We start from the raw sequence: 20,517 nt of genomic DNA, 5'->3' as shown, positions 1-20,517 counted from the left end.
GTCCGGCCTGGTCCTGGTGCCATCACGGCGCTCGGCACAAATAGCCGGCGAGCTCGCCCATGATGGGCCCGCGAGAGTCGGAATGACCGCGAACCGCCAGGAGCAACGCCGACGACGAGGCCACCGCGGCCGGCCGACCTCCGACGTTTCGTGCCGTCCGGGGATTGCCAGCCGACCTTCAGTAACGTCCTGCTGGCGACACCCACCCTTCGGTAATCCCTAACTCCGCGTTTCCTGGCGGTTACTCGATCGTTGGCTAAAGTTCGTGATCTGTGATGGAGCGCAGCGACAACCAGCGAACCCGGCGGCAGGCTCACAGGGACGATGAGGGCGGGCTTGCGGGCGCATCCGTCACCACCAGGTCCAAGTCCTTCGCCAAGTCCGCCAGGGACCCGTTCTTCGACAACGCCAAATACCTGGCCATCCTGCTGGTGGTGACCGGCCATCTCGTCGAGCCGCACCGGGACTCGCCCCTCGTACACGCGCTCTACTTCTTCGTCTACCTGTTCCACATGCCGCTGTTCATCCTGCTCACCGGCTATCTGTCGCGGAACTTCACGTTCGGGGCGGGCAAGGCGCGCAAGCTCATCGCCACGCTGGCGGTGCCGTACCTGATCTTCGAGACGGCGTACTCGCTGCCGTCGCTGATCCTGTACGGGGAGTTCAAGCTGACGATCCTGGAGCCGTACTTCCTGACCTGGTTCCTGCTGTCGCTGTTCCTGTGGCGGCTGTCGACGCCGGTGTGGCAGCAGCTCAGGTGGCCGCTGCTGGTGGCCCTGGGGTTGTCGCTGCTGACCGGGACGAGCGCGCTGCCCGACGAGCTGTCCATGAACCGGACGTTCGGCCTGCTGCCGTTCTACGTGCTGGGGCTGATGCTGCGGCCGGAGCACTTCCAACTGCTGCGCCGCCCGTACATGCGGCTGGCCGGGGCCTGCACGCTCGGCATCGGACTGGCGGCGGCGCTGCTGGTGCACACGTCCGTGCCGACGGAGTGGATCCGCTGGCGGCACTCCAACGCGCAGATCGGCGTGGACGACCTCACCGGCACCGCGATCAGGCTCGCGCTGCTGGTCGCGGGGGCGGTGCTGGTGGCGGCGTTCCTGGCGATCACGCCGGCCCGGCACACGTGGTTCAGCGGGCTGGGCTCGGCCACGATGTACGCCTACCTACTCCACGGCTTCGTGGTCAAGATCGCCGAACGGCTGGAGCTGGGCCTGTTCCTGTCCACCGTGGTCGGCCTGGTCGCCGCCACCCTCCTGTGCACCCCACCGGTGCGCCGGCTCTTCCACTGGGCGGTCGAGCCCCGCATGTCCTGGGCCTTCACCTCCCTGCGCCGCCCCGCCGCCTGAGGTGGACCTGAGCAGCCGGAGCGCGCCCCTCGACAGCGCGGTCAGGATGTCGGCGCACTCCTCCAGGTCGGGATAGCGGCCCTCGAGGTGCCCCATGGCCAGGGCGTTGGTGGCCGCGTCGATCCCCTCGGCGATCATCTCCAGGCGGCGCCGGTCGTGCTCGTTGTCGGCGGTGTAGCCGAGCGCGGCCAGGTCGGCGGCGTGGTGCTCGCGGTAGGCCGCGGCCGTCTGCCGGGCGAAGTCGCGCAGGGAGGACGACGGGTCGTGCCGGGCGCGTAGCTGGATGCGCAGCAGCTCGGGGTGGCGGCAGATGGCCTCCAGGGGGATCCGGAAGGTTTCCCGATGGCGTTCGAGGTCGCCGGGGGCCTCCCGGGCCTTGCGCCGCGCCTCCCGCATCGAGCCGCGCAGCCGCGCGCCGCCCTCCTCCGCGAGCACGCCGAGCAGGGCCTGCCGGTCCTTGAAGTGCACGTAGAAGCTCGACTGCGCCAGGCCCGCCGCCTTGGCCACCTTGGTCGTGGTCAGCCCCGCCTCGCCTTCCTCGTCGAGGATGGCCAGCGCGGCGCGGATCAGCTTGCGCCTGGTCAGATCCTTGGCCTGGCTCCTGGTGAGCGGCGTGTTCGTCACGGCTTCCCTCTGGTGCTTGTGCGCAATTTCACCGATAGTACTATCGGTGAAATTGCTCTCGGGGGCGAACCGGGAGGAGGCGAGGACCAGATGCTTCGGTCTGCTGGAGGACCTCAAGGACCGCTACCGGCTCATGATCGTCTTCATCGCCCACGACCTGGCCGTCACGTCAGTGATCGGACCTGGTGATGTACCTGGGCAAGGTGTGCGAGCTCGCGCCGAGCGCCGACCTGATCGGTTCCGTACGCGCTGTCCGCGAGCGGCAGCCCGATGCGCCACCGAGGAGCCCCAGATCAGGCAGATCGGCGAGGACCACTGGCTCGCCTGCCACTACCCGGCCACTTCGGAATCTTGGAAGAGACCCGACAGGACCCCGAGCAGGAGCCCCCGCGACATCCAGCCCCCTACAACGCGTCCCACAGGAGGCCCCAGTGAAGCGACCGGATGATAACAACCCTTCTGGCGGAATAACCCCTTATAACCACCTTTAATGCCTGATGCGCTAGGAGCGATGTCAACATGGCCATCGATTTCACCCTCGCCCCCGAGCACGAAGAGATCCGCAAGCGCGTCCGCGCCTTCATCCAGGGCACCGTCATCCCCGCCATGGAGGAGGTGAAGGAGAGCGACCGCGACGAATACCTCCGGACGATCTTCCACCTGCGTTCCCAGGCCAAGGAGGAGGGCCTGTGGCTGCCCCACATGCCGAAGGAATGGGGTGGCATGGGCCTGGGCCACGTGGAGTTGGCCATGGTGCAGTCGGAGGCGGCCAAGACCCGCATCGGCCCATGGGTCCTCAACTGCAGTGCCCCGGACGAGGGCAACATGCACACCTTGCTGCACTGGGCGACGGACGAGCAGAAGGAGAAGTATCTCCGCCCACTGCTGGAAGGCCGGCAGATGTCCTGCTTCGCCATGACCGAGCCGGAGGTGGCGGGTTCGGACCCCACCCTGATCCGCACCACGGCCGTACGCGACGGCAACGAATGGGTCATCAACGGCCACAAGTGGTTCATCTCCAACGCCCGCCGCGCCAACTTCGCCATCCTCCTCGCCAGGACGGAGCAGGACGTGCCGGAGGGCTCGCGCGGCGCGAACACCGCCTTCCTGGTGGACCTGCCGCAGGAGGGCTGGAACGATGTCCGCGAGGTCGAGACCATGCACGGCTCGACGGGACACAGCGAGATCGTCATCACGGACCTGCGCCTGCCCGACAGCCAGATCCTCGGCGGCCGGGGCAACGGCCACCGCCTCGGCCAGTATCGTCTGGGCCCGGCCCGCCTCGCGCACTGCATGCGCTGGATCTCGCAGGCGGAGACGGCCCTGGACATGATGGTCGACCGCGCGCTCAACCGCTTCAGCCACGGCTCCCTGCTGGCCGAGAAGCAGGGCGTGCAGTGGATGATCGCCGACTCGGCCATGGAGCTCTACCAGTGCAAGCTGATGGTGCTGCACGCCGCCTCCAAGATCGACAAGGGCGAGGACTTCCGTACGGAGGTGTCGATGGCCAAACACTTCGTCGCCAACAGCCTCAACCGGATCGTGGATCGGGCCATCCAGGTACACGGCGCCCTCGGCTACTCCACGGACACGCCCCTGGCCGGCATGTTCCAGCACGCCCGCTGGGCCCGTTTCGCCGACGGCGCCGACGAGATCCACCAGATGCGCATCGCCGAACGCACCATCGCCGCCTACCAGGCAACCGGCTCCACCAGCACAGCCACAGGCGACCTCCCCCTCTAGTCCGACCCCCGCGAAAACCACCCACCCCCGCAACCCACCGCCGCGACTGCGGTGTCCGGCGACGCGGAAAATGCGCCCCCAGCCGCCCCTGGGACGGCCTTCCCCTCCCTCCCAGCAACCTCAGCCGGTCAGTGAGGGGGCGGGCAGGGGCACGATCTCCCGCTCGTAGTAGTCCCGGAAGCCCTCCGCGACGGCGTACAACTTGTCCAGTTCGCCACAGCAGGCCGCGATCACGTCATGGTCGTCGATGCGCCGGGCGCCGCTGTGAGTGCCCTCGGCGTCGTAGGTCACCTCGTACATCACAGAGGTGCCGAGCACCACCAACTCCGGGAGGCGCCGGCGGACCTCAAGGTCGGCGACCTCCCCGGCGTCGAGCACCCGCACCTGCTCGACGCCCGGATCGCGCAGCGCCAGCACGTGCATCTCCCACTGCAGGTAGGGCGTGACAGGCTGCTCAACGACACGGATGCGCCGGCGAACGAAGCGCTCGGCCCGTCGCGCGGCCACGGGCTCATCGTCGATCAGCTTGAGCGACCGCTCCCAGTCCCCCTCCATCATCGCGACCAAACTCGGCTCCCCCGCCTCGCGAAAACTCTGAATACGCTCAAATTTCCAGAACACACCATCAATCTTCCGAAAGTTCGGCCAAAAATCATCAAAATAACCATCCGCACCCAGCCGAACAGCGGATATCTCCCTGATTCTCTCAAGCATCCAAAAGCCCCCTTTTACAAAATGCTCCCCGCCCCCCTTATCAAGGTTTAACCCGAAACAACCACCCACATGCCTGAGACCCAAAAGACAACGGCAATCCCAGCCCCACACAACCACAACCAACAACCCCCACCCCCGACGCCCGCCACGGACCGCCCCCACCGATGACCTCCCGCCAAGTGGTGATCACGATCTCAACGTGCGCCCGCTCACCGGGGCAACAGCGCCGAACAGCACCAAACGAGACACGGCCCGATGAAGACGTGGTGGTCCCACTGGGCTCAGCACCCAGCCCGTGAGTGCGTTCTGCATGCGGCGCGGGGGAGCACCTTCGGGTCGAGGTAGTGGTGCAGCACCGGGTGCCAGCGGTTGGCCCGCAGTTCCCGGAGCGCAGCGACCGCCAGGCAGTATTTGCTCACGCTCACCGGCCGCACCCCCATCCCGCGCAGCACCTTGTCGACCATGGCCTTGCCGTCCGCCGACTTGGACTCCAGCAGCACCAGGTCGCGACGGGCAGGCGCACTGCGTCGGCCGTCGTGGCAGAGCAGCCCCGTGTCGCAGGTGACCCGGGCAGCGCCGGATCGGTCGATGAGCGTCACCCGCCGGTAGTCGGTGGACAGCACCGGCCCCAGCCCCTCCGGCGCCATGATGTGCAACTCGCTGACCAGGGTGTCACGCACGAAGTCGAGCGCCTCCCTGGTGAGCAGCCGACCGGGCGCGTCATCGTAGGGAATGCGGTGCTTGTCCGTGCTCCCGCGCGCCCCGCTGAGCTTCAACTCCAGCCACCGCCCCCCACCGTCCAGATAGGTACGGGTACGCAACTTGAACCTCCGCCGCCGACCCTGCCGATGCTGATGGAAGGTGAGCAACTCCGGCGTGTCAAAGTACGTCGAGGTGTAGCGGAACTGCCGCAACCCCCCGATCTCCAGCACCTGGAACCGATCCCCCACCTCCGCCGCCAGCCGCGCCATCGTCGCGGCCGTCACCAGGTATTTGTTGTCCACCCGGCTCATCAGCGCAGGAACCTCCCCCAGCCCGATCGGTGAGACCACCGCCCCCACCCCAGCCAGCAGCACCCCGGCGTCCCTCCCCGACATCCCCACACACTCCCCGCACACCGTCGACCCCTCGCCGTCGCCGAACCCCCCACCACACACCTTCGACCTCCTCGCCGTCACCGAGCCCGCCCCCACCGCACCCCGGACCACCGCCACCGTGCCCCGAGTCGCGACACGCTCGCACCCACCGCGCACCCGGCCGGATCGCCATCCGTGGCTCCCGCCTCACATCCGGGCCCTCACCGTGCCCCCGCCCGCGGCCGCGTCCCCGCTTGTGCCTGTGGCGCCACATAGCGCACATCCACCACCGTCACGTCCCGCACGTAGTCCACCTGCGTGACCACGCAGTCCAGCACCCGCCCCCGCAACCGGCTCTCCAGGTCCACCCGCAGCAGCTCCGGATCCGCGTAGACCACGTCCAGGGTCACCATCTGGTGTCGGGTGCGGCCGAGGAGGCCGGGATGGCCGGCGACATACATCACCGCCAGCAGGACGCCGTTGAGCAGCAGCGCGGTCGCCGGCCACGACGCCGCGACGCCGTTGACCAGGCCCAGCACGATCGCGACGAAGTAATAGGCGATCTCCTGCTGGGTGATCTCGCTGGAGCGGAGGCGGATGATCGACAGCAGGCCGAACAGCCCGAAGCCGACCGCGATGTCCACCCGCTGGACGAGCAGAAGCGACACCACCGCGAAGATGCCCACGTTGAGCGCCACGTAGGCGAACAGCAGGTCTCGACGGTGGTGCCGCCGGTAGTAGAGCCCGTAGGCCAGCAGAATGATCGCGGCCAGGTCCATCACCAGTCCGACTATCACGGTCGCTCCTCCCCTAGTGCCGTTGATGAACAGCTTGTAGGAGCGGAGTGAAGCGTCTGTGAGCTGATGATTAGGCAATTCTCATGCGATAGCCCGTCCCGCGGACGGTCTCGATGCGCTCCGCGCCGATCTTGCGCCGCAGGTAGCGCACGTAGACGTCCACCACGTTGGATCCGGGGTCGAAATCGAACCCCCAGACGTGGCTGAGCAACTGCTCACGCGTCAGCACCTGGTCGGGATGCCGGCAGAAGATCTCGGCCAGCGCGAACTCCCGGGTGGACAGGTCCACCGCCCGCGCCCCGACATAGGCCCGCCTGGTCCGCAGGTCGAGTGACAGATCCGACACCCGCAGCACGGTCACCTCCGGTGTGCGGTCGGCCCGCAACCGCAACCGCACCCGGGCCAGCAGCTCCTCGAAGGCGAAAGGCTTGGCGATGTAGTCGTCCGCGCCGCCCTCCAGCCCTGCCACCGTGTCGCTCACGCTGTCACGGGCGGTCAGGATGATGACCGGGATGGAGACCATCGCCTCCCGCAACCGCCGCAGGACGGTGAACCCGTCGCTCAACGGCAACCCGATGTCGAGGATGAGCAGGTCGAACCCGCCCGCGCAGGCCAGGTCGTAGGCTCCGATCCCGTCCCCGACCACGGCGGTCACGAAGCCGTTGGCCCGCAGCCCCTTCTCCACGAAGGAGGCGATCCTGGCTTCGTCCTCGGCGATCAGAATGCGGTTCACCGCACCTCCCACATCTCCCACAGCGGGATGGACATGACAAAGCAGGCTCCGCCCCCGGCTGCCTCGGTCACTTTCACGTTGCCCCCATGGGCCTCGGCGATGGATCGGACGATGGCCAGCCCCAGCCCGGCGCCGTCGTGGGCACCGGTGCGCCCGGCGCCGCGCATGAACCGACCGAAGATCCGCTCCCGGTCGGCGGGCGCCACCCCGGGGCCGCTGTCGCGCACCCAGAACACGATCCACGAGTCGCGTACGGCCGACCCCACGGCGATCAGGTCGTCGTCCGTGGTATGCCGCACGGCGTTGGCCACGAGCTGCATGAGTGCCTGCGTGAGCCGCTGGCGGTCCGCGGGCACGCGGGCCTCGGCCACCTCGTCGACCCGCCACTGGCGCCGCCCGAGAGCGCGGGCCTTGGCGACCACGCTGACCGTGAGATCGGCCACCTCGACGTGGTCCAGCGAGAGGAACCCGGGCTGCTCGGCCTTGGCGAGGGTGATGAGGTCGTCGACGATGCGGTTCATTCGGTCGAGCTCGTCGGTCACCAGGGCCAGGGTCTCGGCGCGGTCCTCCGGATCGTCGCTCATCAACTCCAGGTGGCCGCGGATGACGGTGATCGGGGTGCGCAGCTCGTGCCCGGCGTCGTCCATGAAGTGCCGTTGCACGACGAAGGCCTTCTCCAGCCGGTCGAGCATGTGGTTGAACGTCGCGGCGAGCATGGCCACGTCATCGTCACCCGGCACGTCGAGCCGGCGCGTGAGGTCGCTGGAGTCGCTGATCTGCTCGGCGGTCTGGCTCATCATCCGGACCGGCGCCAGCACCCGCCCGGCCACGAACCACCCCGCCGCCCCCGCCAGCACCATCCCCGCCAGCGCGGACAGCCCGAGCACCCGCACCGCGTCCGCGATCTCCTCGCGCTGCGGGTCGTAGAAGATCGCGATGACGAAGTGGCCCTGCCGGGCGTCACCGACGACGGTCACCGGGATGACCGCATAGGAGACCGTGCCCTGGGCGGTCTCGATCGTCCGGTCCTCGACCGTGGTGACCCGGGCGATGCGGGCGACCAGCTCCTCGTCGGCGTCGAGATTCACCGGCGGCTGGGTGAAGGTCCTCATGTCGACCTGGCCGTCCACGATGCTGAAGAAGTCCTCCCACTGGTCGGGGGTGTTGAACTCCAGGTATTCCTCAAGCAGTTGCCCGACGTCCTTCACCGACTGCTGAGCGCGCGCGGATTCGGCATAGCGCCTGAGCTTGTCCACCTCCTTCATGAGCTCGGAATCCACCCGGCGGTCGAGCTCGGAGAGCAGGATGGCGGCGGTCACGAAGATCGCGACGGACAGGGCGAGGCCTACGACGGCCAGCATCCAGCCCACGATCCGGGCACGGGCGCTCACCCGCATGCGGCGGCTTCCTCATCAGTCATCGTCGTCCCCAGCGCCGTCGTCATCGTCACCGTCGTCATCGTCATCGTCGTCATCATCGCCGCCTGCCGGCCTGGGCGAGGGCGGTTTGACCGGCTCGGCCTTCTTCTTGCGCGGCGTGTGCCCGGCACTCGGCGCCGCACTCCCCCCGGGCGTGGGCTCGGCGCTCGCGCCCGGCGTGGACGCCGCACTCCGGCCGGGCGTGGGCTCCACGTTGCTCGCGGGCGAGCGGCCTTCGCCTTCACCCTCGCCCTCGCCCTCGCCCTCGCCCTCGCCCTCGCCGGGGACGATCGGCCTCCTCTCCCCCACCGGCTGGGTGCGCTGACCACGATCGCCGGAGGACGGCGTGACCACGATCGGCTCACCCAGATGGAGGCCCTGGTCGGACGCCCGGACCAACTCCATCGTGGTGAAACCCGCGACCACCACGCCCAGGATCAGGAAGATCACCACTGCCCGCTGCTTCATGGCTAGACCCTGACGCCCTTCGAGGAGACCACGCTGAGGCGCAGATGAGAAACCTCTCATCTGAAGCTCCCCCACCCGTAGAATCATGTTCTGGTAGCGGCCGGGGAGGAACGCTCATGCGCGTACGAGACAAAGTCGTGGTCGTGACGGGGGCGGCCGGCGGGATCGGCCGGGCGCTGGCCCTCAGGTTCGCCGCCGAGGGCGCCGCCGGAGTCGTGATCGCCGACCTCGACGAAGGCGGCGCGCGGGCGGTGGCCGAGGAGATCGGCGACCGCGCCACGGCCGTCCGGGCGGACGTCTCCTCGGAGACCGAGGTGGCCGAGGTGGCCGAGGTGGCGAAGGCCAGGTTCGGCCCCGTCGACCTGTTCTGCTCCAACGCCGGCATCATCGGCGGCCACGGCCTGGACGCCCCCGACCAGGAGTGGAACGCCCTGTTCGGGGTGAACGTGCTGGCCCACGTGTACGCCGCCCGCGCCGTCATACCGTCCATGGTCGCCCGCGGCGGCGGCTACCTGCTCAACACCTGCTCCGCGGCCGGCCTGATCGGCTGCCCCGGCGACGCGCCCTACGCGGTGACGAAGACGGCGGCCGTCGCCTTCGCGGAGTGGCTGGCCATGCACTACGGGCCCGAGGGCATCAAGGTGAGCGTCCTGTGCCCGCAGGGCGTGCGGACGGCCATGCTGGAGCGCGGCCTTGAGGAGGGCCACCTGACCGCCCGGGCCGTGGCCGCCTCGGGCACCATCCTGGACCCCTCGGACGTGGCGGACACGGTCATCGAGGGCCTGGACGCCGAACGTTTCCACATCCTCCCGCACCCCGAGGTCACCGAGTTCGTACGCCGCAAGGCCGACGACCCGGACAGATGGCTGGCCGGAATGTCGCGCCTCGTGGCCGCCCTGGAATCCGAGCCGTTCCAGGATCCGGGGTAATCCGAACCCCACAGCCTTCTCCGCCCGTACACCCCTGTGGACCCCCACGGCGGGAGAAGGCCATGAAGCGTAAATGGGTGCTGGTCGCCGCGTCAGCCGCGCTGGCCGGCAGTGGCGCCGCCGTCGTATTGAGCGGCGCGACGGCGGGAGGCGGCCCGACGGCCGCCATGCCCATCATCTACGGCAGCTATCCGGAGGCCGGGCACGCCCACGTGCCGGCCGAGAGCCTGCGGAACGACCGCAGACCGAAGATCCTCGCCTCCTCGCCGGGCCGGCCGCTGACGCTGACGGGACTTCTCGGCAATCCCAAAGGCGCGGAAACGGTTTCCGCCGCCCGGTTCCGGCGGGGCTGGGGCGAATACGTGGTGACGCAGGCCGAGATCGACGCGCGCCAACTGGCCAAGGCCGAGTCGATCGCCCCGGGCAGGGAGGAAGCCGCGTATTTCCTGCGGGCCCGGTTCATGGGGTCGATCAAACTTCTACGGATCATCAAATGACCGTGCGCGCCAAGGTCTCCCTGCGGGCCCCCGGCCTGCGGCAGCCCATGCCGCTGCCCACGCGTTCCCTGCTGGCCTGGATAGACACCGAGCCGGACGGCCGCCCGCGCCTGCTCGGGTTCGAACTCGACATCCCGGAGCGGGTCACGCTGCGCCCCGACGACAACGACGTCCACGCCGAAGCGGAGTTCTGGTACGCGGACGCCGTCCGTTACGTCCGGCCGTCGGCCGAATACCGTCTCTGGCACGGCGGCGAGGTGGGCAGCATCAGAATCCTCGAAGTGCTGCGGGGGCGCTGACCGGCAGGCGCCCCCGCGCACGCCGACCGGCTAGTCCACGACAGGCAGATAGATCGAGGCGCCCCGGCGGGTGAACTCCTCGGCCTTCTCCGCCAGCCCCGCCTCCAGCGCCGCCTCCTCGCTCATCCCGTGCTCGGCCGCGTACCTGCGTACGTCGTGGCTGATCCGCATCGAGCAGAACTTGGGCCCGCACATCGAGCAGAAGTGCGCCGTCTTGGCGGGCGCGGCCGGCAGGGTCTCGTCGTGGAAGGACCGGGCGGTGTCGGGATCCAGCGACAGGTCGAACTGGTCCTCCCAGCGGAACTCGAACCGCGCGTCCGACAGGGCGTCGTCCCGCGCCTGCGCCCCCGGGTGCCCCTTGGCCAGGTCCGCCGCGTGGGCAGCGATCTTGTACGTGATCACACCCGTCTTGACGTCGTCCTTGTCCGGCAGGCCCAGGTGCTCCTTGGGGGTGACGTAACAGAGCATGGCGGTGCCGTACCAGCCGATCATGGCGGCCCCGATGCCCGAGGTGATGTGGTCGTACCCCGGCGCGATGTCCGTCACGAGCGGCCCGAGCGTGTAGAACGGCGCGTCGTCGCAGAGCTCGCGCTGCAGGTCCACGTTCTCTTTGATCTTGTGCATGGGCACATGACCGGGACCCTCGATCATCACCTGCACGTCATGGGCGCGCGCGATCCGGGTGAGCTCCCCGAGCGTCCGCAGCTCGGCGAACTGAGCCTCGTCGTTGGCGTCCGCGATCGACCCGGGCCGCAGTCCGTCGCCGAGCGAGAACGACACGTCGTAGCGGGCCAGGATCTCGCACATCTCGTCGAAGTTCTCGTACAGGAAGCTCTCGCGGTGGTGCGCCAGGCACCAGGCGGCCATGATCGAGCCACCGCGCGAGACGATCCCGGTCTTGCGGCGGGCGGTGAGCGGCACGTACGCCAGGCGCACCCCGGCGTGCACCGTCACGTAGTCCACGCCCTGCTCGCACTGCTCGATCAGCGTGTCGCGGTACACCTCCCACGACAACTCCTCCGGCCGGCCCTTGACCTTCTCCAGCGCCTGGTAGATGGGCACGGTCCCGACCGGTACCGGCGAGTTGCGCAGGATCCACTCGCGGGTCTCGTGGATGTCCTGTCCGGTGGACAGGTCCATGATCGTGTCCGCGCCCCACCTGGTCGCCCAGGTCATCTTCTCGACCTCCTCCTCGATGGAGGACGTCACGGCGGAGTTGCCGATGTTGGCGTTGATCTTCACCAGGAAGTTCCGGCCGATGATCATCGGCTCGGTCTCGGGGTGGTTGACGTTCGCCGGGATGATGGCCCGACCGGCCGCGACCTCCTGGCGTACGAACTCAGCCGCGATCCCCTCGCGCACCGCCACGAACTCCATCTCCTTGGTGACCAGCCCCCGCCTGGCACAGGCGACCTGCGTGACGGGCAGCCCCGCCGCCCGGCGCTCGGCGATCCAGCCCTCGCGCAGGCGCGGCAGGCCCCGCCTGACGTCGGTCTCGACGTCAGGGTCGGTGTACGGGCCCGAAGTGTCGTACAGCCTCACAGCAGAGCCGTCGGACAGGCGGACCTGGCGCATCGGCACACGCAGGTCACCGGTGTAGATCTTGGAAAAGCGCGCGCTGCTCATCGCGCAAACTCCCTTCGCCGGCATTACCCGGAGCAGGTTCTGGCGGTCGGCGGCTGTCAGCCGTCCTCTCAGCCCGGTCCGCACCGGGCTCCCGCGTTGGACGGCGGTGATCGTACCCAACCCTCACTGCGCCCGAAACATGGGCATTTCACGAAATAACAGGATTTAGCGCCGCGAGCCTTCTCGGATGACGGCCCGGGCAGCGGGTCCGGGAGCGCTCAGGTTTGACGATCACCCTGGGCGGTACGGTCCCGTCAGGGGGAACATGAAAGATATCGCCGCGGTCGCAGGCCTGGCGGTGTTGGCCACGTTCAACGTGTCCGCCGCCTCCGGGGGTGGGATCGAACAGCATGAAGTGAGCAAGGAGCAGTACGCCGTCCTGATCGCTCAGTGCCGCTACTCCAGCATGGGAATGACACGCTGCCGTGCGGCGGTCAAGGCGGACTACCGCATCGGCCAACCCGACAAATCACTCGACTGCCGCACCTACTCCGGCGTGACCGTCTGCGGCACGCTATATCTCAGCAAGGCCCAACGCACGTGCGCCCAGGAAGCCGTAGGCAGAGGGCTGTCATACCGCCGCGCCGAGGTCGAGTGCTACGCCTTCGGCTGAGGAGCTGAACCTTGATCATCGCTGGGGCGGACGGCTCGCGCACCGGACTGGAAGCCGTCGGCTGGGCCGCCACGGAGGCGGCGCTGCGCCAGGCGCCGCTGATCGTGGCGCACACCGTGCCGAAGTGGGTGTGCGAGGAGACCGCCGGATACTACGCCGAGGTGGGCCGGTGGATGCGCGAGGGCGCGGAGTCGGTGCTCGTCTCCGCCAGGGACCGGGCGCTGCGCGAGCGGCCGGGCATCACCGTGGAGACCAAGCTACTGCCCGGCGACCCTCGCGCGGCCCTGATCAAGGCCGCCCAGGGGGCCGAACTGCTGGTCGTGGGCAGTCGCGGCATCGGCGGCGTACGCGGGCTGTTGATCGGCTCGGTCGCCTACGGGGTGGCCGCGCACGCCCGTACGAACGTGGTCCTGGTCCACGAGCGGCCCTCCGCGCCGCGGGCCGAGGTGGTGGTCGGGGTCGACGGCTCCACGGGATCCATGCGGGCGCTCGACTTCGGCTTCACCGAGGCGGAGCTGCGGGGTGCGCGGCTGCGTGCCGTACAGTCCTGGGCCTGGCCGCATCCGGGCGGCTTCGAGCCGGCCGACCGCGACGGCGAGCAGAGGCACCTGCGGGCCCTGCAGGACCTGCTGGCCGGGCACCGGGGGCCGCATCCCGGCGTGGACGCGGTGGCGGAGGTCGTGCACGGCCACCCCGTCGAGGTGCTGAGGGAGGCGGCGGCGGGAGCCGAGCTGCTGGTCGTGGGGTCGCGCGGGCACGGCCAGCTCGCCGGGATGCTCATGGGCTCGATCAGCCAGGCCATGCTCCACCACGCACCCTGCCCGCTCGCCGTGATCCACTGAAAGTTACACGCCACTCCCGCCGTCCCCGCAGGTCACCAGCCTGCGAACAGCGCCCTGCCTTTCCCCCGCCCCCAGGCGATCCTACGATTCGCGCGAAGACCAGGACGCGTGAGCCCCTCCGTGCGACGGCGCGGCGAGGCGAGGCGACGACGGGAGCAGACGATGCGCAGGACCACCGCCGTGCTGGCGGCGATGCTGGCTCTGGCCGCGGCGGTGCTGATCGCGACCACTTCGCAGGCCGGCGCCGCGCCCATCAGGATCATGCCGCTGGGCGACTCGATCACCGGATCCCCCGGCTGCTGGCGGGCCCTGCTCTGGAACAGGTTACAGAGCACCGGCCACACCGACATCGACTTCGTCGGCACGCTCCCGCCGCAGGGCTGCGGGGTCTCGTACGACGGCGACAACGAGGGCCACGGCGGCTTCCTGGCCACCAACGTGGCCAACCAGAACCAGTTACCCGGCTGGCTCGCCGCGACCAGGCCGGACATCGTCCTGATGCACTTCGGCACGAACGACGTGTGGAGCAACATCGCACCGGCGACGATCCTGAGCGCGTTCACGACGCTGGTGAACCAGATGCGGGCCAGCAACCCCAACATGAAGATCCTGGGTCGCCAAGATCATCCCGATGAACCCGTCCACCTGCCCCGACTGCGCCCAACGTACCGTGAACTTCAACAACGCCATCCCCAGCTGGGCCGCCACCACCTCCACCCAGCGGTCGCCGATCACGGTGGTGGACCAGTGGACGGGGTTCAGCACGAGCACGGACACCTATGACGGCGTGCACCCGAACGCCGCCGGCGACCAGAAGATGTCCGACAAGTGGTATCCGGCGCTGGTGAGCGCCCTCTCCAGCACCTCCACCCCCACAGCCACCGTCACACCCACCATCACACCCACCGTCACGCCGCCGCCCGGCGGGTGCACGGCCACCTACCGCAACACCGGGCAGTGGCAGGGCGGCTTCCAGGGCGAGGTCACCGTCAGGAACACCGGCACCGCCCCGCGGAGCTCGTGGACGGTGCGGTGGACGTTCGCGGGCGGCCAGCAGATCACCCAGATCTGGGGCGGCACGCTGAGCGCCGGCGGCTCGGCGGTGACCGTGCAGAACGCGAGCTGGAACGGCCTGCTGACCCCTGGGGCGTCGACCACGTTCGGCTTCCTGGCCTCCTGGAACGGCACCAACCCCGCCCCCACCCCCACGTGCTCGTAAGCGCGGTCGCCCTAGCCAGTGATCGCGGCCATCCTGGGCTCGGCCAGCCGCACGTAGTCCACGGTGGCCAACGCGACCGACCGATCGAGCCGGGCGGCATTGAAGTACAGCTCAGGCCGCTCCAGCAGCGACGGATCAGCGACCAGTTCGAGCCGGGAGTCATAGCTGAACGGCAACACGGTCCCGCTCATGCTCCCGGCCAGTTCCTCGGCCTTCTCCTTGCCGGCGAAGGCCACGTACGTGCCGTCCAGCAGCGCCTTGACCGCCTGCAGATCGAGCCGAGCATCACCGGGCACGACAGCCAGCACGTGCCTGGTCTGCTTCTTGCCGATCTTGACCATCACCACCAGGCACTTGGCCGCCTGCGCGACATCGTGCCCGCGCAGCGCGCTGACCAGCTCGGTACGCCCCTCAGGCGCATGGTCGATCAACCGGTATCGCGCTCCCGCGCCGTCCAGGTCGGCGATCAGCCGCTCGTAGAGCCCGTTCGGCTCACCAGTCACTCCAACCCACCCGTCCAAGGCACCACGCCACCACCGACCGAGACCCGAGGAAGCGCGGGGAAGGACCCACGGAAGCACAGGAGAACCCAGCACCACCCACCCTGAGCCAATCAGCTCCTAGCCGCCACCACAGGAGCACCTTCACTGGCCTGCACCAGCACAAACCCTTGCCCCTGGAACGCCAGCTGCATGGCCTCCCCGCTCCCCCGCCCGATCAAAGCCCCCGCCTTCAACGTCCGGTTGATCCCCACCTGCAACCCCGCGCTCCAGCAGACGGCGGACTGCCCATCGGCATAGGTGGGCATCCGGGCGACATCGAGCAGCACCGGCGTCCCGTGCGTGGTCACCGCCACCCACCCCGTCCCCGTGACGGTGGTGTTGAACAACCCCCCGGCCGCGACCCCGGCCCCCTGAACCCGCTGGATGTCCCACGTGAGCTGCGGCTGAAACGCCAGCAGATTACGCCCGTTGATCGTGAGCCCCTCGTTCTCCAGGAAGAACAGGTGAATGTCGTCGGCATTGTCGGCGAGGTAGAGCAGCCCTTCACCCCGCACCCGCATGAGCGAGGCCCCCTCGCCCGTCACAGCCTTCTTGAACAGCTTCCCGAGGCCCCCCGACCCCTCGTAGTCGAAGTCCATCTGCCCCTGGAAGGCGACCATCGACCCCTGCTTGGCCAGCACCTCACCAGGTAGCTGCGCCCGCAGCATCTTGCCGTTCTCCAGAGCGAAGCCGGGGGGCAGTTGCCGGGCGTCGAGGTTGCCGAAAATCGAGCTGCGCACGTGTCCAACCCTTCGAAGAAGCCGATGCTGCCAGCGTACGAAGAACCTTGCCCCGGCACGCGCCCCTACCCCTCCCCTAAAACCTCACCCCCGGCCATCAGCGGCCAGATCCCGCACCACCTGAATGAGTTCGGCCGGATCAAACGGCTTGGTCAAATAGGCGTCAACCCCGATCCCCAGCCCCCGCCTCCTGTCGTCGTCCTGCGCCCGAGCAGTGATCAACACCACCTTGATATGGCTGGTCGCCTCCTCAGTACGCAACTTCTCCGCCGTCGCCCACCCATCCAGGAACGGCATCATCACATCCAGTGTGATGACGTCCGGCATGACGTCGAGCACCCGATCAAGACAATCCTGCCCATCAGTAGCGGTCGCGACCTCGAACCCCTCCAGGTTCAGGTTGACCGCGATCAACTGCCGGATGACCTCGTCATCATCCACAACCAATACTTTGCCAAGAACCTCGCTCACGGGCGCCAAGCTAACCCGTAGCGGGCCGGTCACGGGAGGTTTTCGCAGGATGCGTCCGAGGCACTTCGCCCGGTGCCGAGCAGTCCCCAGATACTGATAGCCTTGTCACTCGTCGAGCCCCCTTAGCTCAGGGGATAGAGCACCGGCCTCCGGAGCCGGGTGCGCAGGTTCGAATCCTGCAGGGGGCACCACTGTGATGTCTCAGGACATCGGAAACCCTCGAACCTACGGGTTCGGGGGTTTCGTCGTGTTGGGGTTTGCCTGGGGTTGGTAGTCGCGGGTGGGGTCGATGGTCAGCTCGCGCAGGAGTTCCCCGGTGACGGCGTTGACGACACGAACGTGCAGATCATCGACCAGCAGGACGACGTGGGTTCGGGCGTGGGTTCGGCCGATGCCCAGGTGGTGCAGCCGGCCGTTCACGCGCAGGGTTGTAGGACGACACTGAATCTGTCCATGTAGACGACATTCGCGGTGTCTATATGGACGACATGGAAGACCCCGCCAGGCGGTTGCCGGACAGGGTCGTCGTGGTCAGGGTGTCGGTGTGGTGGTCATTCTGTCGCGATTACCTCGCTGACGGCGGCGCGGGCGGCGGACTCGTCCACGATCTTCTTGCCCGCGGCGAAGGTGGCCACCAGTGCTGCGGTGGCCAGGTTGTTGACACTGCGGGGTCGTCCGCGGGCTGATTCGTGGATGAGGCTGACGGCGTCCTCGCTGAACAGCGGCTCGGAGCGGCCCTGCTGGGCCAGGTGGTGGGTGATGTAGCCGGCGGTCTCGGCTTCGGTCATGCCGGTCATGTGCCAGCGGACGCTGATCCGCTGGTCGAGGGCGGTGAGCACGCCGAGTTTGATCTGTCGTCGGAGCGTGGGCTGGCCGACGAGCAGGATCGCGGCTGGTGAGCGGGAATCCAGGTCGTGGTTGGTGAGCATGCGGATCGATTCGAGTTGGTCGTGTTCGAGTAGGTGCGCCTCGTCGATGATGACCACGGGGGTGCGGGCGCGTTCGGCCTGTTCGATGGCCAGGGCGTCGGCGGCCTGCGGGATGAGGATCGCGCGGTGGAGGTGGGGTTTTCCGCCGAGACTGACCACGATGTGGTGGCAGATGCCGCGGGTGCCGACGGCGGGGTTGGCGATGTAGATGATGGTGTGCCGGGTCGGGTCGAGACCGGCGAGGGCGGCGCGGATGGCGACGGTCTTGCCGACGCCGACCTCGCCGGTGAGCACGCCGATGGCTTTGTCGGCGATGGTCCAGGCGAGGCGGGCGCAGGCTTGGGTGTGGTCGTCGTGGCGGTGCAGGGCGGCGGGGTCCAGGTCGCGGCGGAAGGGCATGCCCTTGAGCGCGAAGTGTTTGATCAGCGTTTCGTGCATGGTGATCCGTGGTCCTTGTCAAGCGATGTCGGTCAGGCGATGTCGGCGTGGTGGCCGGGCTGGGCATCGGGGTCGGTGGTGGCGAGCAGGGCGGTGTAGTTGACGCTGCCCTGCAGGTGCCGGGTGCGGGCGTCATCGAGTAGGCCCAGGTAGTCGATCCCGGTCGGCTCGGGCGGGGCCTGCCCGGTGATCTCGGGGCGGGCCTTGGGGTGGGCGTGCCGCACCCGGCGGAAGACACCGCTGGTGCCGTAGCTGCGTCCGTTGTGGCGGATCTCGATCTCGTCCAGGTTGAACGGGTCGAACAACACCTGGACGCGTTTGCGGCGCAGGACCGGGTCGACTTGGTAGTAGTTGCCGAGCAGGCTGATCAGCGCGGTCTTGTCCGCGGTGCGGCGTTCTTCCCAGAGGAAGGCCTCGGCCAGCGCGGCGGCCGAGGGCAGCGGCAGGGCCGCGGGCAGGCCGCCGCGCCATCTGGTCAGCGGTGGCATACCGGTCTCGGAATGCTCGCGCAGGTGGTAGACGGTCTCGACCCAGGAGTTGAACAGCCGGTTCAGCTCGGCCAGGCTCTCGACCTGGCGCGGGTGAGCTCCGTCGAACTCCACCAGGAACTGATCCCGGACGGTCCGGAAGAAGCGTTCGATCTTGCCTCTGCCCTCGGGCCGGTTCGGGGTGGAGTGGATGAGTTTGACGCCCAGCGAGGCGCAGGCCCGCAGCAGCCAGGAGTCCACGAACGCGCTGCCGTTGTCCAGATAGACCGCCTGCGGGACACCGCGGCAGGCCAGCGCGGGCCGCAGCGCGGTGGCCAGGCGGACCACGTCCTCGGCAAAGCCGAAGCGGGCGGCCATCACCGCGCGGGAGTGGTCATCGAGGAAGCAGAACAAGATGGCCCGGCGCCGCTCCGGGCCGATCCGCGGCCCGTGCAGCGCGTCACCCACCCACATCTCGTTCGGTCGGGTGGCTTCGAACCGGGAGAACACGCTCCCGCCCATGGCATCGGCGGGCAGGGCACCGGTCAGTTCCAGCCGGGCGAAATGCCGCTGCAGCGTCCGTTCCGACGGGGCGGCCACCCCGTGGCGGAGCATGATCTGCCGTACTTGGACGGCGGTGCGCAGCGGGTTCTCCTTCTTCAACGCCACCGCCAACGCCAGAGCCTCGGCGCAGCTGCGCGCCTGGACCTGCCGGATGGACGGCAAGAGCGCCTCGAACCCCCCTTGCTGCCAGGCGCGGATCCACCGGTCCAGGCTCTTGCGTGAGACGCGGACGGGCTTGCCGTCCGGTCCGTCGTGCATCTGGGCGGCGATCTGCCGGACCAGGCGTCCGCGCTGGCGCGTGGACAACTCCCGGCTGACCACGTCCTGGATCAGCCGGTATCGAAACAGCGCGAGCTGGCGGGCCTGCTCGGCCTGCCGGCGCGCCGCGGCTTCTTCGGGTGTCACCGTTTCGTCCCCCTTCGAGATGACGACACACAGTCACCTCAAGGGTCCGATCAGTGATCAAATGCTGCCAGAGGCATGTTCGTGTTGACCACCCGGACCGTCAACGCCGGGGCCAGCAGGCTCCCGTTCGTCGTCACCACCGCCACCTGCCAGAGCGACACCCTGTCCACCAGATGCGGCCAGCGGACCAGCAGCGCCCGATGCATCGCGGCCAGCACCACCACCGCCTCACCCCACACGCCCGCCGCTGGCGGAGCCGCGGCGAGCGCGGGCGGATCGGGATCCAGCGCGACAATCCACTCGGCCATCGCCGAACGCAGCACCCCTGCCCGCCCGCGGGCCCGGCGCACCCAGGCACGCACCGTCCACACCGACCGGTTCACCGCCGCGGCGATCCGCCCATAGCCCTCACCCGCCGCCGCTCGCCCGAGTGCCTGGCCGATCACCAGCACGTCATCACCCCGGCGCGGCAGCACATTCGCCGACAACAACACGTGCGTCGCCCGACACGAGCGGCAGCGCGCCCGTCGGGGACGCAGGATCACCCGCGCCCCGCAGGCCAGACTCCGCAACACCCGCCGCCTGCCGAAACTCCACGGCCGCAACTCGCCCCCACAGCCGGGGCAGGCCAACACGCCGGATGTCAGCTCAGACTCGACCAGGGCCGGGCAGCCGCCTACGGTGAGCACCGCAGTGCGCTTCGTGCACTCATGACGGCTCTCCTCGGCGGCTGGCCAAGTCCATCCGGGGAGAGCCGGTCCCCATCTTCGTGCTCACGTTGTCGCCGGGCATCAACAGCGACGGTCTTCACAACCACACTCAAGATCATGGACATCGGCGATGTCGCCGTACGTCATCTACGTGCTCAAACGGAGTGTCGTCCTACAAGGGTGACGACGCCGGAGGGGTCGATGCGGTCGTGGCGTACGCGGGCGTGGGTGTCGGCGTCGCGGCTGCCGTCGGGCAGGGCCTTGGGGGAGGCGGCGTAGACGGACGCAGGGGTGGCGCGGTGCG

The 20,517-nt window shown here is 68.7% G+C and carries 23 protein-coding genes, 1 tRNA gene, 1 pseudogene and 1 riboswitch; of the genes and pseudogenes, 10 read left to right on the top strand and 15 right to left on the bottom strand.

Annotated features, from left to right (window positions below; genetic code table 11):
- Positions 1-275: 275 nt before the first annotated feature.
- A complete protein-coding gene (locus ABGB18_RS22950) occupies positions 276-1,349 on the top strand; it encodes an acyltransferase family protein (RefSeq protein WP_347697907.1) in 1,074 nt (357 codons plus the stop codon).
- A gap of 450 nt (positions 1,350-1,799) precedes the next feature.
- Here ABGB18_RS22950 and ABGB18_RS22945 read toward each other — a convergent pair.
- Positions 1,800-1,973, bottom strand: a pseudogene (locus ABGB18_RS22945) (TetR family transcriptional regulator); the annotation flags it as partial.
- Positions 1,974-2,492: 519 nt separating this feature from the next.
- Between ABGB18_RS22945 and ABGB18_RS22940 the strand changes: the two are divergent.
- Complete coding sequence (locus ABGB18_RS22940) at positions 2,493-3,716, top strand: acyl-CoA dehydrogenase family protein (protein ID WP_347697615.1); 1,224 nt, start codon at positions 2,493-2,495, stop codon at positions 3,714-3,716.
- Positions 3,717-3,836: 120 nt separating this feature from the next.
- Here the strand turns inward: ABGB18_RS22940 and ABGB18_RS22935 are convergent, their stop codons facing one another.
- From ABGB18_RS22935 to ABGB18_RS22910, 6 genes are all read right to left on the bottom strand, one after another.
- The gene (locus ABGB18_RS22935; protein WP_347697614.1) at positions 3,837-4,430 is read right to left on the bottom strand and encodes a DUF6879 family protein; all 594 of its coding nucleotides are present in this window, start codon (positions 4,428-4,430) and stop codon (positions 3,837-3,839) included.
- Positions 4,431-4,711: 281 nt separating this feature from the next.
- The gene (locus ABGB18_RS22930) at positions 4,712-5,527 is read right to left on the bottom strand and encodes a polyphosphate polymerase domain-containing protein (RefSeq protein WP_347697613.1); all 816 of its coding nucleotides are present in this window, start codon (positions 5,525-5,527) and stop codon (positions 4,712-4,714) included.
- A 200-nt stretch (positions 5,528-5,727) separates the two neighbouring features.
- Positions 5,728-6,285: a DUF4956 domain-containing protein gene (locus tag ABGB18_RS22925; RefSeq protein ID WP_347697906.1), complete on the bottom strand. Its 558-nt coding sequence runs from the start codon at positions 6,283-6,285 to the stop codon at positions 5,728-5,730.
- Positions 6,286-6,373: 88 nt separating this feature from the next.
- Positions 6,374-7,036 carry a response regulator transcription factor gene (locus ABGB18_RS22920; RefSeq protein WP_347697612.1) on the bottom strand — a complete coding sequence of 221 codons (663 nt, stop codon included), beginning with the start codon at positions 7,034-7,036 and terminating at the stop codon, positions 6,374-6,376.
- Positions 7,033-8,433 (bottom strand): HAMP domain-containing sensor histidine kinase, encoded by a 1,401-nt coding sequence (locus tag ABGB18_RS22915; protein WP_347697611.1) that lies wholly within the window; start codon positions 8,431-8,433, stop codon positions 7,033-7,035. Before ABGB18_RS22915 ends, ABGB18_RS22920 begins: the two co-directional genes overlap by 4 nt.
- Positions 8,434-8,448: 15 nt before the next feature.
- On the bottom strand, positions 8,449-8,922 hold the full coding sequence (locus ABGB18_RS22910; RefSeq protein ID WP_347697610.1) for a hypothetical protein: 474 nt from the start codon (positions 8,920-8,922) through the stop codon (positions 8,449-8,451).
- 116 nt (positions 8,923-9,038) lie between these two features.
- Between ABGB18_RS22910 and ABGB18_RS22905 the strand changes: the two genes are divergently transcribed.
- The 3 genes from ABGB18_RS22905 to ABGB18_RS22895 all read left to right on the top strand — a co-directional run bounded on the left by ABGB18_RS22905 (position 9,039) and on the right by ABGB18_RS22895 (position 10,647).
- Positions 9,039-9,851 carry an SDR family NAD(P)-dependent oxidoreductase gene (locus ABGB18_RS22905; RefSeq protein ID WP_347697609.1) on the top strand — a complete coding sequence of 271 codons (813 nt, stop codon included), beginning with the start codon at positions 9,039-9,041 and terminating at the stop codon, positions 9,849-9,851.
- Positions 9,852-9,913: 62 nt separating this feature from the next.
- On the top strand, positions 9,914-10,348 hold the full coding sequence (locus ABGB18_RS22900; RefSeq protein ID WP_347697608.1) for a hypothetical protein: 435 nt from the start codon (positions 9,914-9,916) through the stop codon (positions 10,346-10,348).
- Positions 10,345-10,647, top strand: coding sequence for a hypothetical protein (locus ABGB18_RS22895; protein WP_347697607.1), 303 nt, complete (start codon positions 10,345-10,347; stop codon positions 10,645-10,647). The genes ABGB18_RS22900 and ABGB18_RS22895 overlap by 4 nt, the downstream gene beginning before the upstream one ends.
- Positions 10,648-10,677: 30 nt before the next feature.
- On the opposite strand, the gene thiC is transcribed toward ABGB18_RS22895, so the two are convergent.
- Positions 10,678-12,273 carry a phosphomethylpyrimidine synthase ThiC gene (gene thiC, locus ABGB18_RS22890; protein ID WP_347697606.1) on the bottom strand — a complete coding sequence of 532 codons (1,596 nt, stop codon included), beginning with the start codon at positions 12,271-12,273 and terminating at the stop codon, positions 10,678-10,680.
- Positions 12,266-12,378: riboswitch (TPP riboswitch) on the bottom strand. (Overlaps the previous gene by 8 nt.)
- A gap of 160 nt (positions 12,379-12,538) precedes the next feature.
- Here thiC and ABGB18_RS22885 point away from each other — a divergent pair.
- From ABGB18_RS22885 to ABGB18_RS22870, 4 genes are all read left to right on the top strand, one after another.
- Positions 12,539-12,886, top strand: a complete 348-nt coding sequence (locus ABGB18_RS22885) for a hypothetical protein (protein WP_347697605.1) — start codon at positions 12,539-12,541, stop codon at positions 12,884-12,886.
- Positions 12,887-12,897: 11 nt separating this feature from the next.
- Entirely contained in the window at positions 12,898-13,728 is an 831-nt protein-coding gene (locus ABGB18_RS22880) for a universal stress protein (protein WP_347697604.1), read from the top strand.
- Positions 13,729-13,890: 162 nt separating this feature from the next.
- Entirely contained in the window at positions 13,891-14,511 is a 621-nt protein-coding gene (locus tag ABGB18_RS22875; protein ID WP_347697603.1) for a GDSL-type esterase/lipase family protein, read from the top strand.
- A complete protein-coding gene (locus tag ABGB18_RS22870; RefSeq protein WP_347697602.1) occupies positions 14,468-14,947 on the top strand; it encodes a cellulose binding domain-containing protein in 480 nt (159 codons plus the stop codon). Before ABGB18_RS22875 ends, ABGB18_RS22870 begins: the two co-directional genes overlap by 44 nt.
- 11 nt (positions 14,948-14,958) lie before the next feature.
- Here the strand turns inward: ABGB18_RS22870 and ABGB18_RS22865 are convergent, their stop codons facing one another.
- The 3 genes from ABGB18_RS22865 to ABGB18_RS22855 form a co-directional block, all read right to left on the bottom strand.
- Complete coding sequence (locus ABGB18_RS22865) at positions 14,959-15,450, bottom strand: YbaK/prolyl-tRNA synthetase associated domain-containing protein (RefSeq protein WP_347697601.1); 492 nt, start codon at positions 15,448-15,450, stop codon at positions 14,959-14,961.
- Between the two features lie 110 nt (positions 15,451-15,560).
- Positions 15,561-16,229 carry an AIM24 family protein gene (locus tag ABGB18_RS22860; RefSeq protein ID WP_347697600.1) on the bottom strand — a complete coding sequence of 223 codons (669 nt, stop codon included), beginning with the start codon at positions 16,227-16,229 and terminating at the stop codon, positions 15,561-15,563.
- Between the two features lie 84 nt (positions 16,230-16,313).
- A complete protein-coding gene (locus tag ABGB18_RS22855; protein WP_347697599.1) occupies positions 16,314-16,700 on the bottom strand; it encodes a response regulator in 387 nt (128 codons plus the stop codon).
- A gap of 116 nt (positions 16,701-16,816) precedes the next feature.
- On the opposite strand from ABGB18_RS22855, the gene ABGB18_RS22850 reads away from it, so the two are divergent.
- Positions 16,817-16,891, top strand: a tRNA-Arg gene (locus ABGB18_RS22850).
- Positions 16,892-16,925: 34 nt separating this feature from the next.
- Here ABGB18_RS22850 and ABGB18_RS22845 read toward each other — a convergent pair.
- The 4 genes from ABGB18_RS22845 to ABGB18_RS22830 form a co-directional block, all read right to left on the bottom strand.
- Positions 16,926-17,120, bottom strand: coding sequence for a hypothetical protein (locus ABGB18_RS22845; RefSeq protein WP_347697598.1), 195 nt, complete (start codon positions 17,118-17,120; stop codon positions 16,926-16,928).
- Between the two features lie 131 nt (positions 17,121-17,251).
- A complete protein-coding gene (locus ABGB18_RS22840) occupies positions 17,252-18,067 on the bottom strand; it encodes an AAA family ATPase (protein ID WP_347697597.1) in 816 nt (271 codons plus the stop codon).
- Positions 18,068-18,099: 32 nt separating this feature from the next.
- On the bottom strand, positions 18,100-19,503 hold the full coding sequence (locus ABGB18_RS22835; RefSeq protein WP_347697596.1) for a DDE-type integrase/transposase/recombinase: 1,404 nt from the start codon (positions 19,501-19,503) through the stop codon (positions 18,100-18,102).
- 50 nt (positions 19,504-19,553) lie between these two features.
- On the bottom strand, positions 19,554-19,955 hold the full coding sequence (locus tag ABGB18_RS22830) for a hypothetical protein (RefSeq protein ID WP_347697595.1): 402 nt from the start codon (positions 19,953-19,955) through the stop codon (positions 19,554-19,556).
- Between the last annotated feature and the right edge of the window lie 562 nt (positions 19,956-20,517).

It is taken from the genome of Nonomuraea sp. B12E4, from assembly GCF_039871825.1.
Taxonomy (GTDB): Bacteria; Actinomycetota; Actinomycetes; order Streptosporangiales; family Streptosporangiaceae; genus Nonomuraea.
This window is presented reverse-complemented; position numbering and strand designations above follow the sequence as displayed.

Excerpts from the sequence above, each read along its gene's own strand:
- ABGB18_RS22840 (WP_347697597.1), bottom strand. The coding sequence starts at position 18,067 with ATGCACGAAACGCTGATCAAACACTTCGCGCTCAAGGGCATGCCCTTC.
- thiC (WP_347697606.1), bottom strand. The coding sequence starts at position 12,273 with ATGAGCAGCGCGCGCTTTTCCAAGATCTACACCGGTGACCTGCGTGTG.
- ABGB18_RS22895 (WP_347697607.1), top strand. The coding sequence starts at position 10,345 with ATGACCGTGCGCGCCAAGGTCTCCCTGCGGGCCCCCGGCCTGCGGCAG.
- ABGB18_RS22900 (WP_347697608.1), top strand. The coding sequence starts at position 9,914 with ATGAAGCGTAAATGGGTGCTGGTCGCCGCGTCAGCCGCGCTGGCCGGC.
- ABGB18_RS22885 (WP_347697605.1), top strand. The coding sequence starts at position 12,539 with ATGAAAGATATCGCCGCGGTCGCAGGCCTGGCGGTGTTGGCCACGTTC.
- ABGB18_RS22910 (WP_347697610.1), bottom strand. The coding sequence starts at position 8,922 with ATGAAGCAGCGGGCAGTGGTGATCTTCCTGATCCTGGGCGTGGTGGTC.
- ABGB18_RS22905 (WP_347697609.1), top strand. The coding sequence starts at position 9,039 with ATGCGCGTACGAGACAAAGTCGTGGTCGTGACGGGGGCGGCCGGCGGG.
- ABGB18_RS22930 (WP_347697613.1), bottom strand. The coding sequence starts at position 5,527 with ATGTCGGGGAGGGACGCCGGGGTGCTGCTGGCTGGGGTGGGGGCGGTG.
- ABGB18_RS22935 (WP_347697614.1), bottom strand. The coding sequence starts at position 4,430 with ATGCTTGAGAGAATCAGGGAGATATCCGCTGTTCGGCTGGGTGCGGAT.
- ABGB18_RS22950 (WP_347697907.1), top strand. The coding sequence starts at position 276 with ATGGAGCGCAGCGACAACCAGCGAACCCGGCGGCAGGCTCACAGGGAC.
- ABGB18_RS22925 (WP_347697906.1), bottom strand. The coding sequence starts at position 6,285 with ATGGACCTGGCCGCGATCATTCTGCTGGCCTACGGGCTCTACTACCGG.
- ABGB18_RS22915 (WP_347697611.1), bottom strand. The coding sequence starts at position 8,433 with ATGCGGGTGAGCGCCCGTGCCCGGATCGTGGGCTGGATGCTGGCCGTC.
- ABGB18_RS22875 (WP_347697603.1), top strand. The coding sequence starts at position 13,891 with ATGCGCAGGACCACCGCCGTGCTGGCGGCGATGCTGGCTCTGGCCGCG.
- ABGB18_RS22940 (WP_347697615.1), top strand. The coding sequence starts at position 2,493 with ATGGCCATCGATTTCACCCTCGCCCCCGAGCACGAAGAGATCCGCAAG.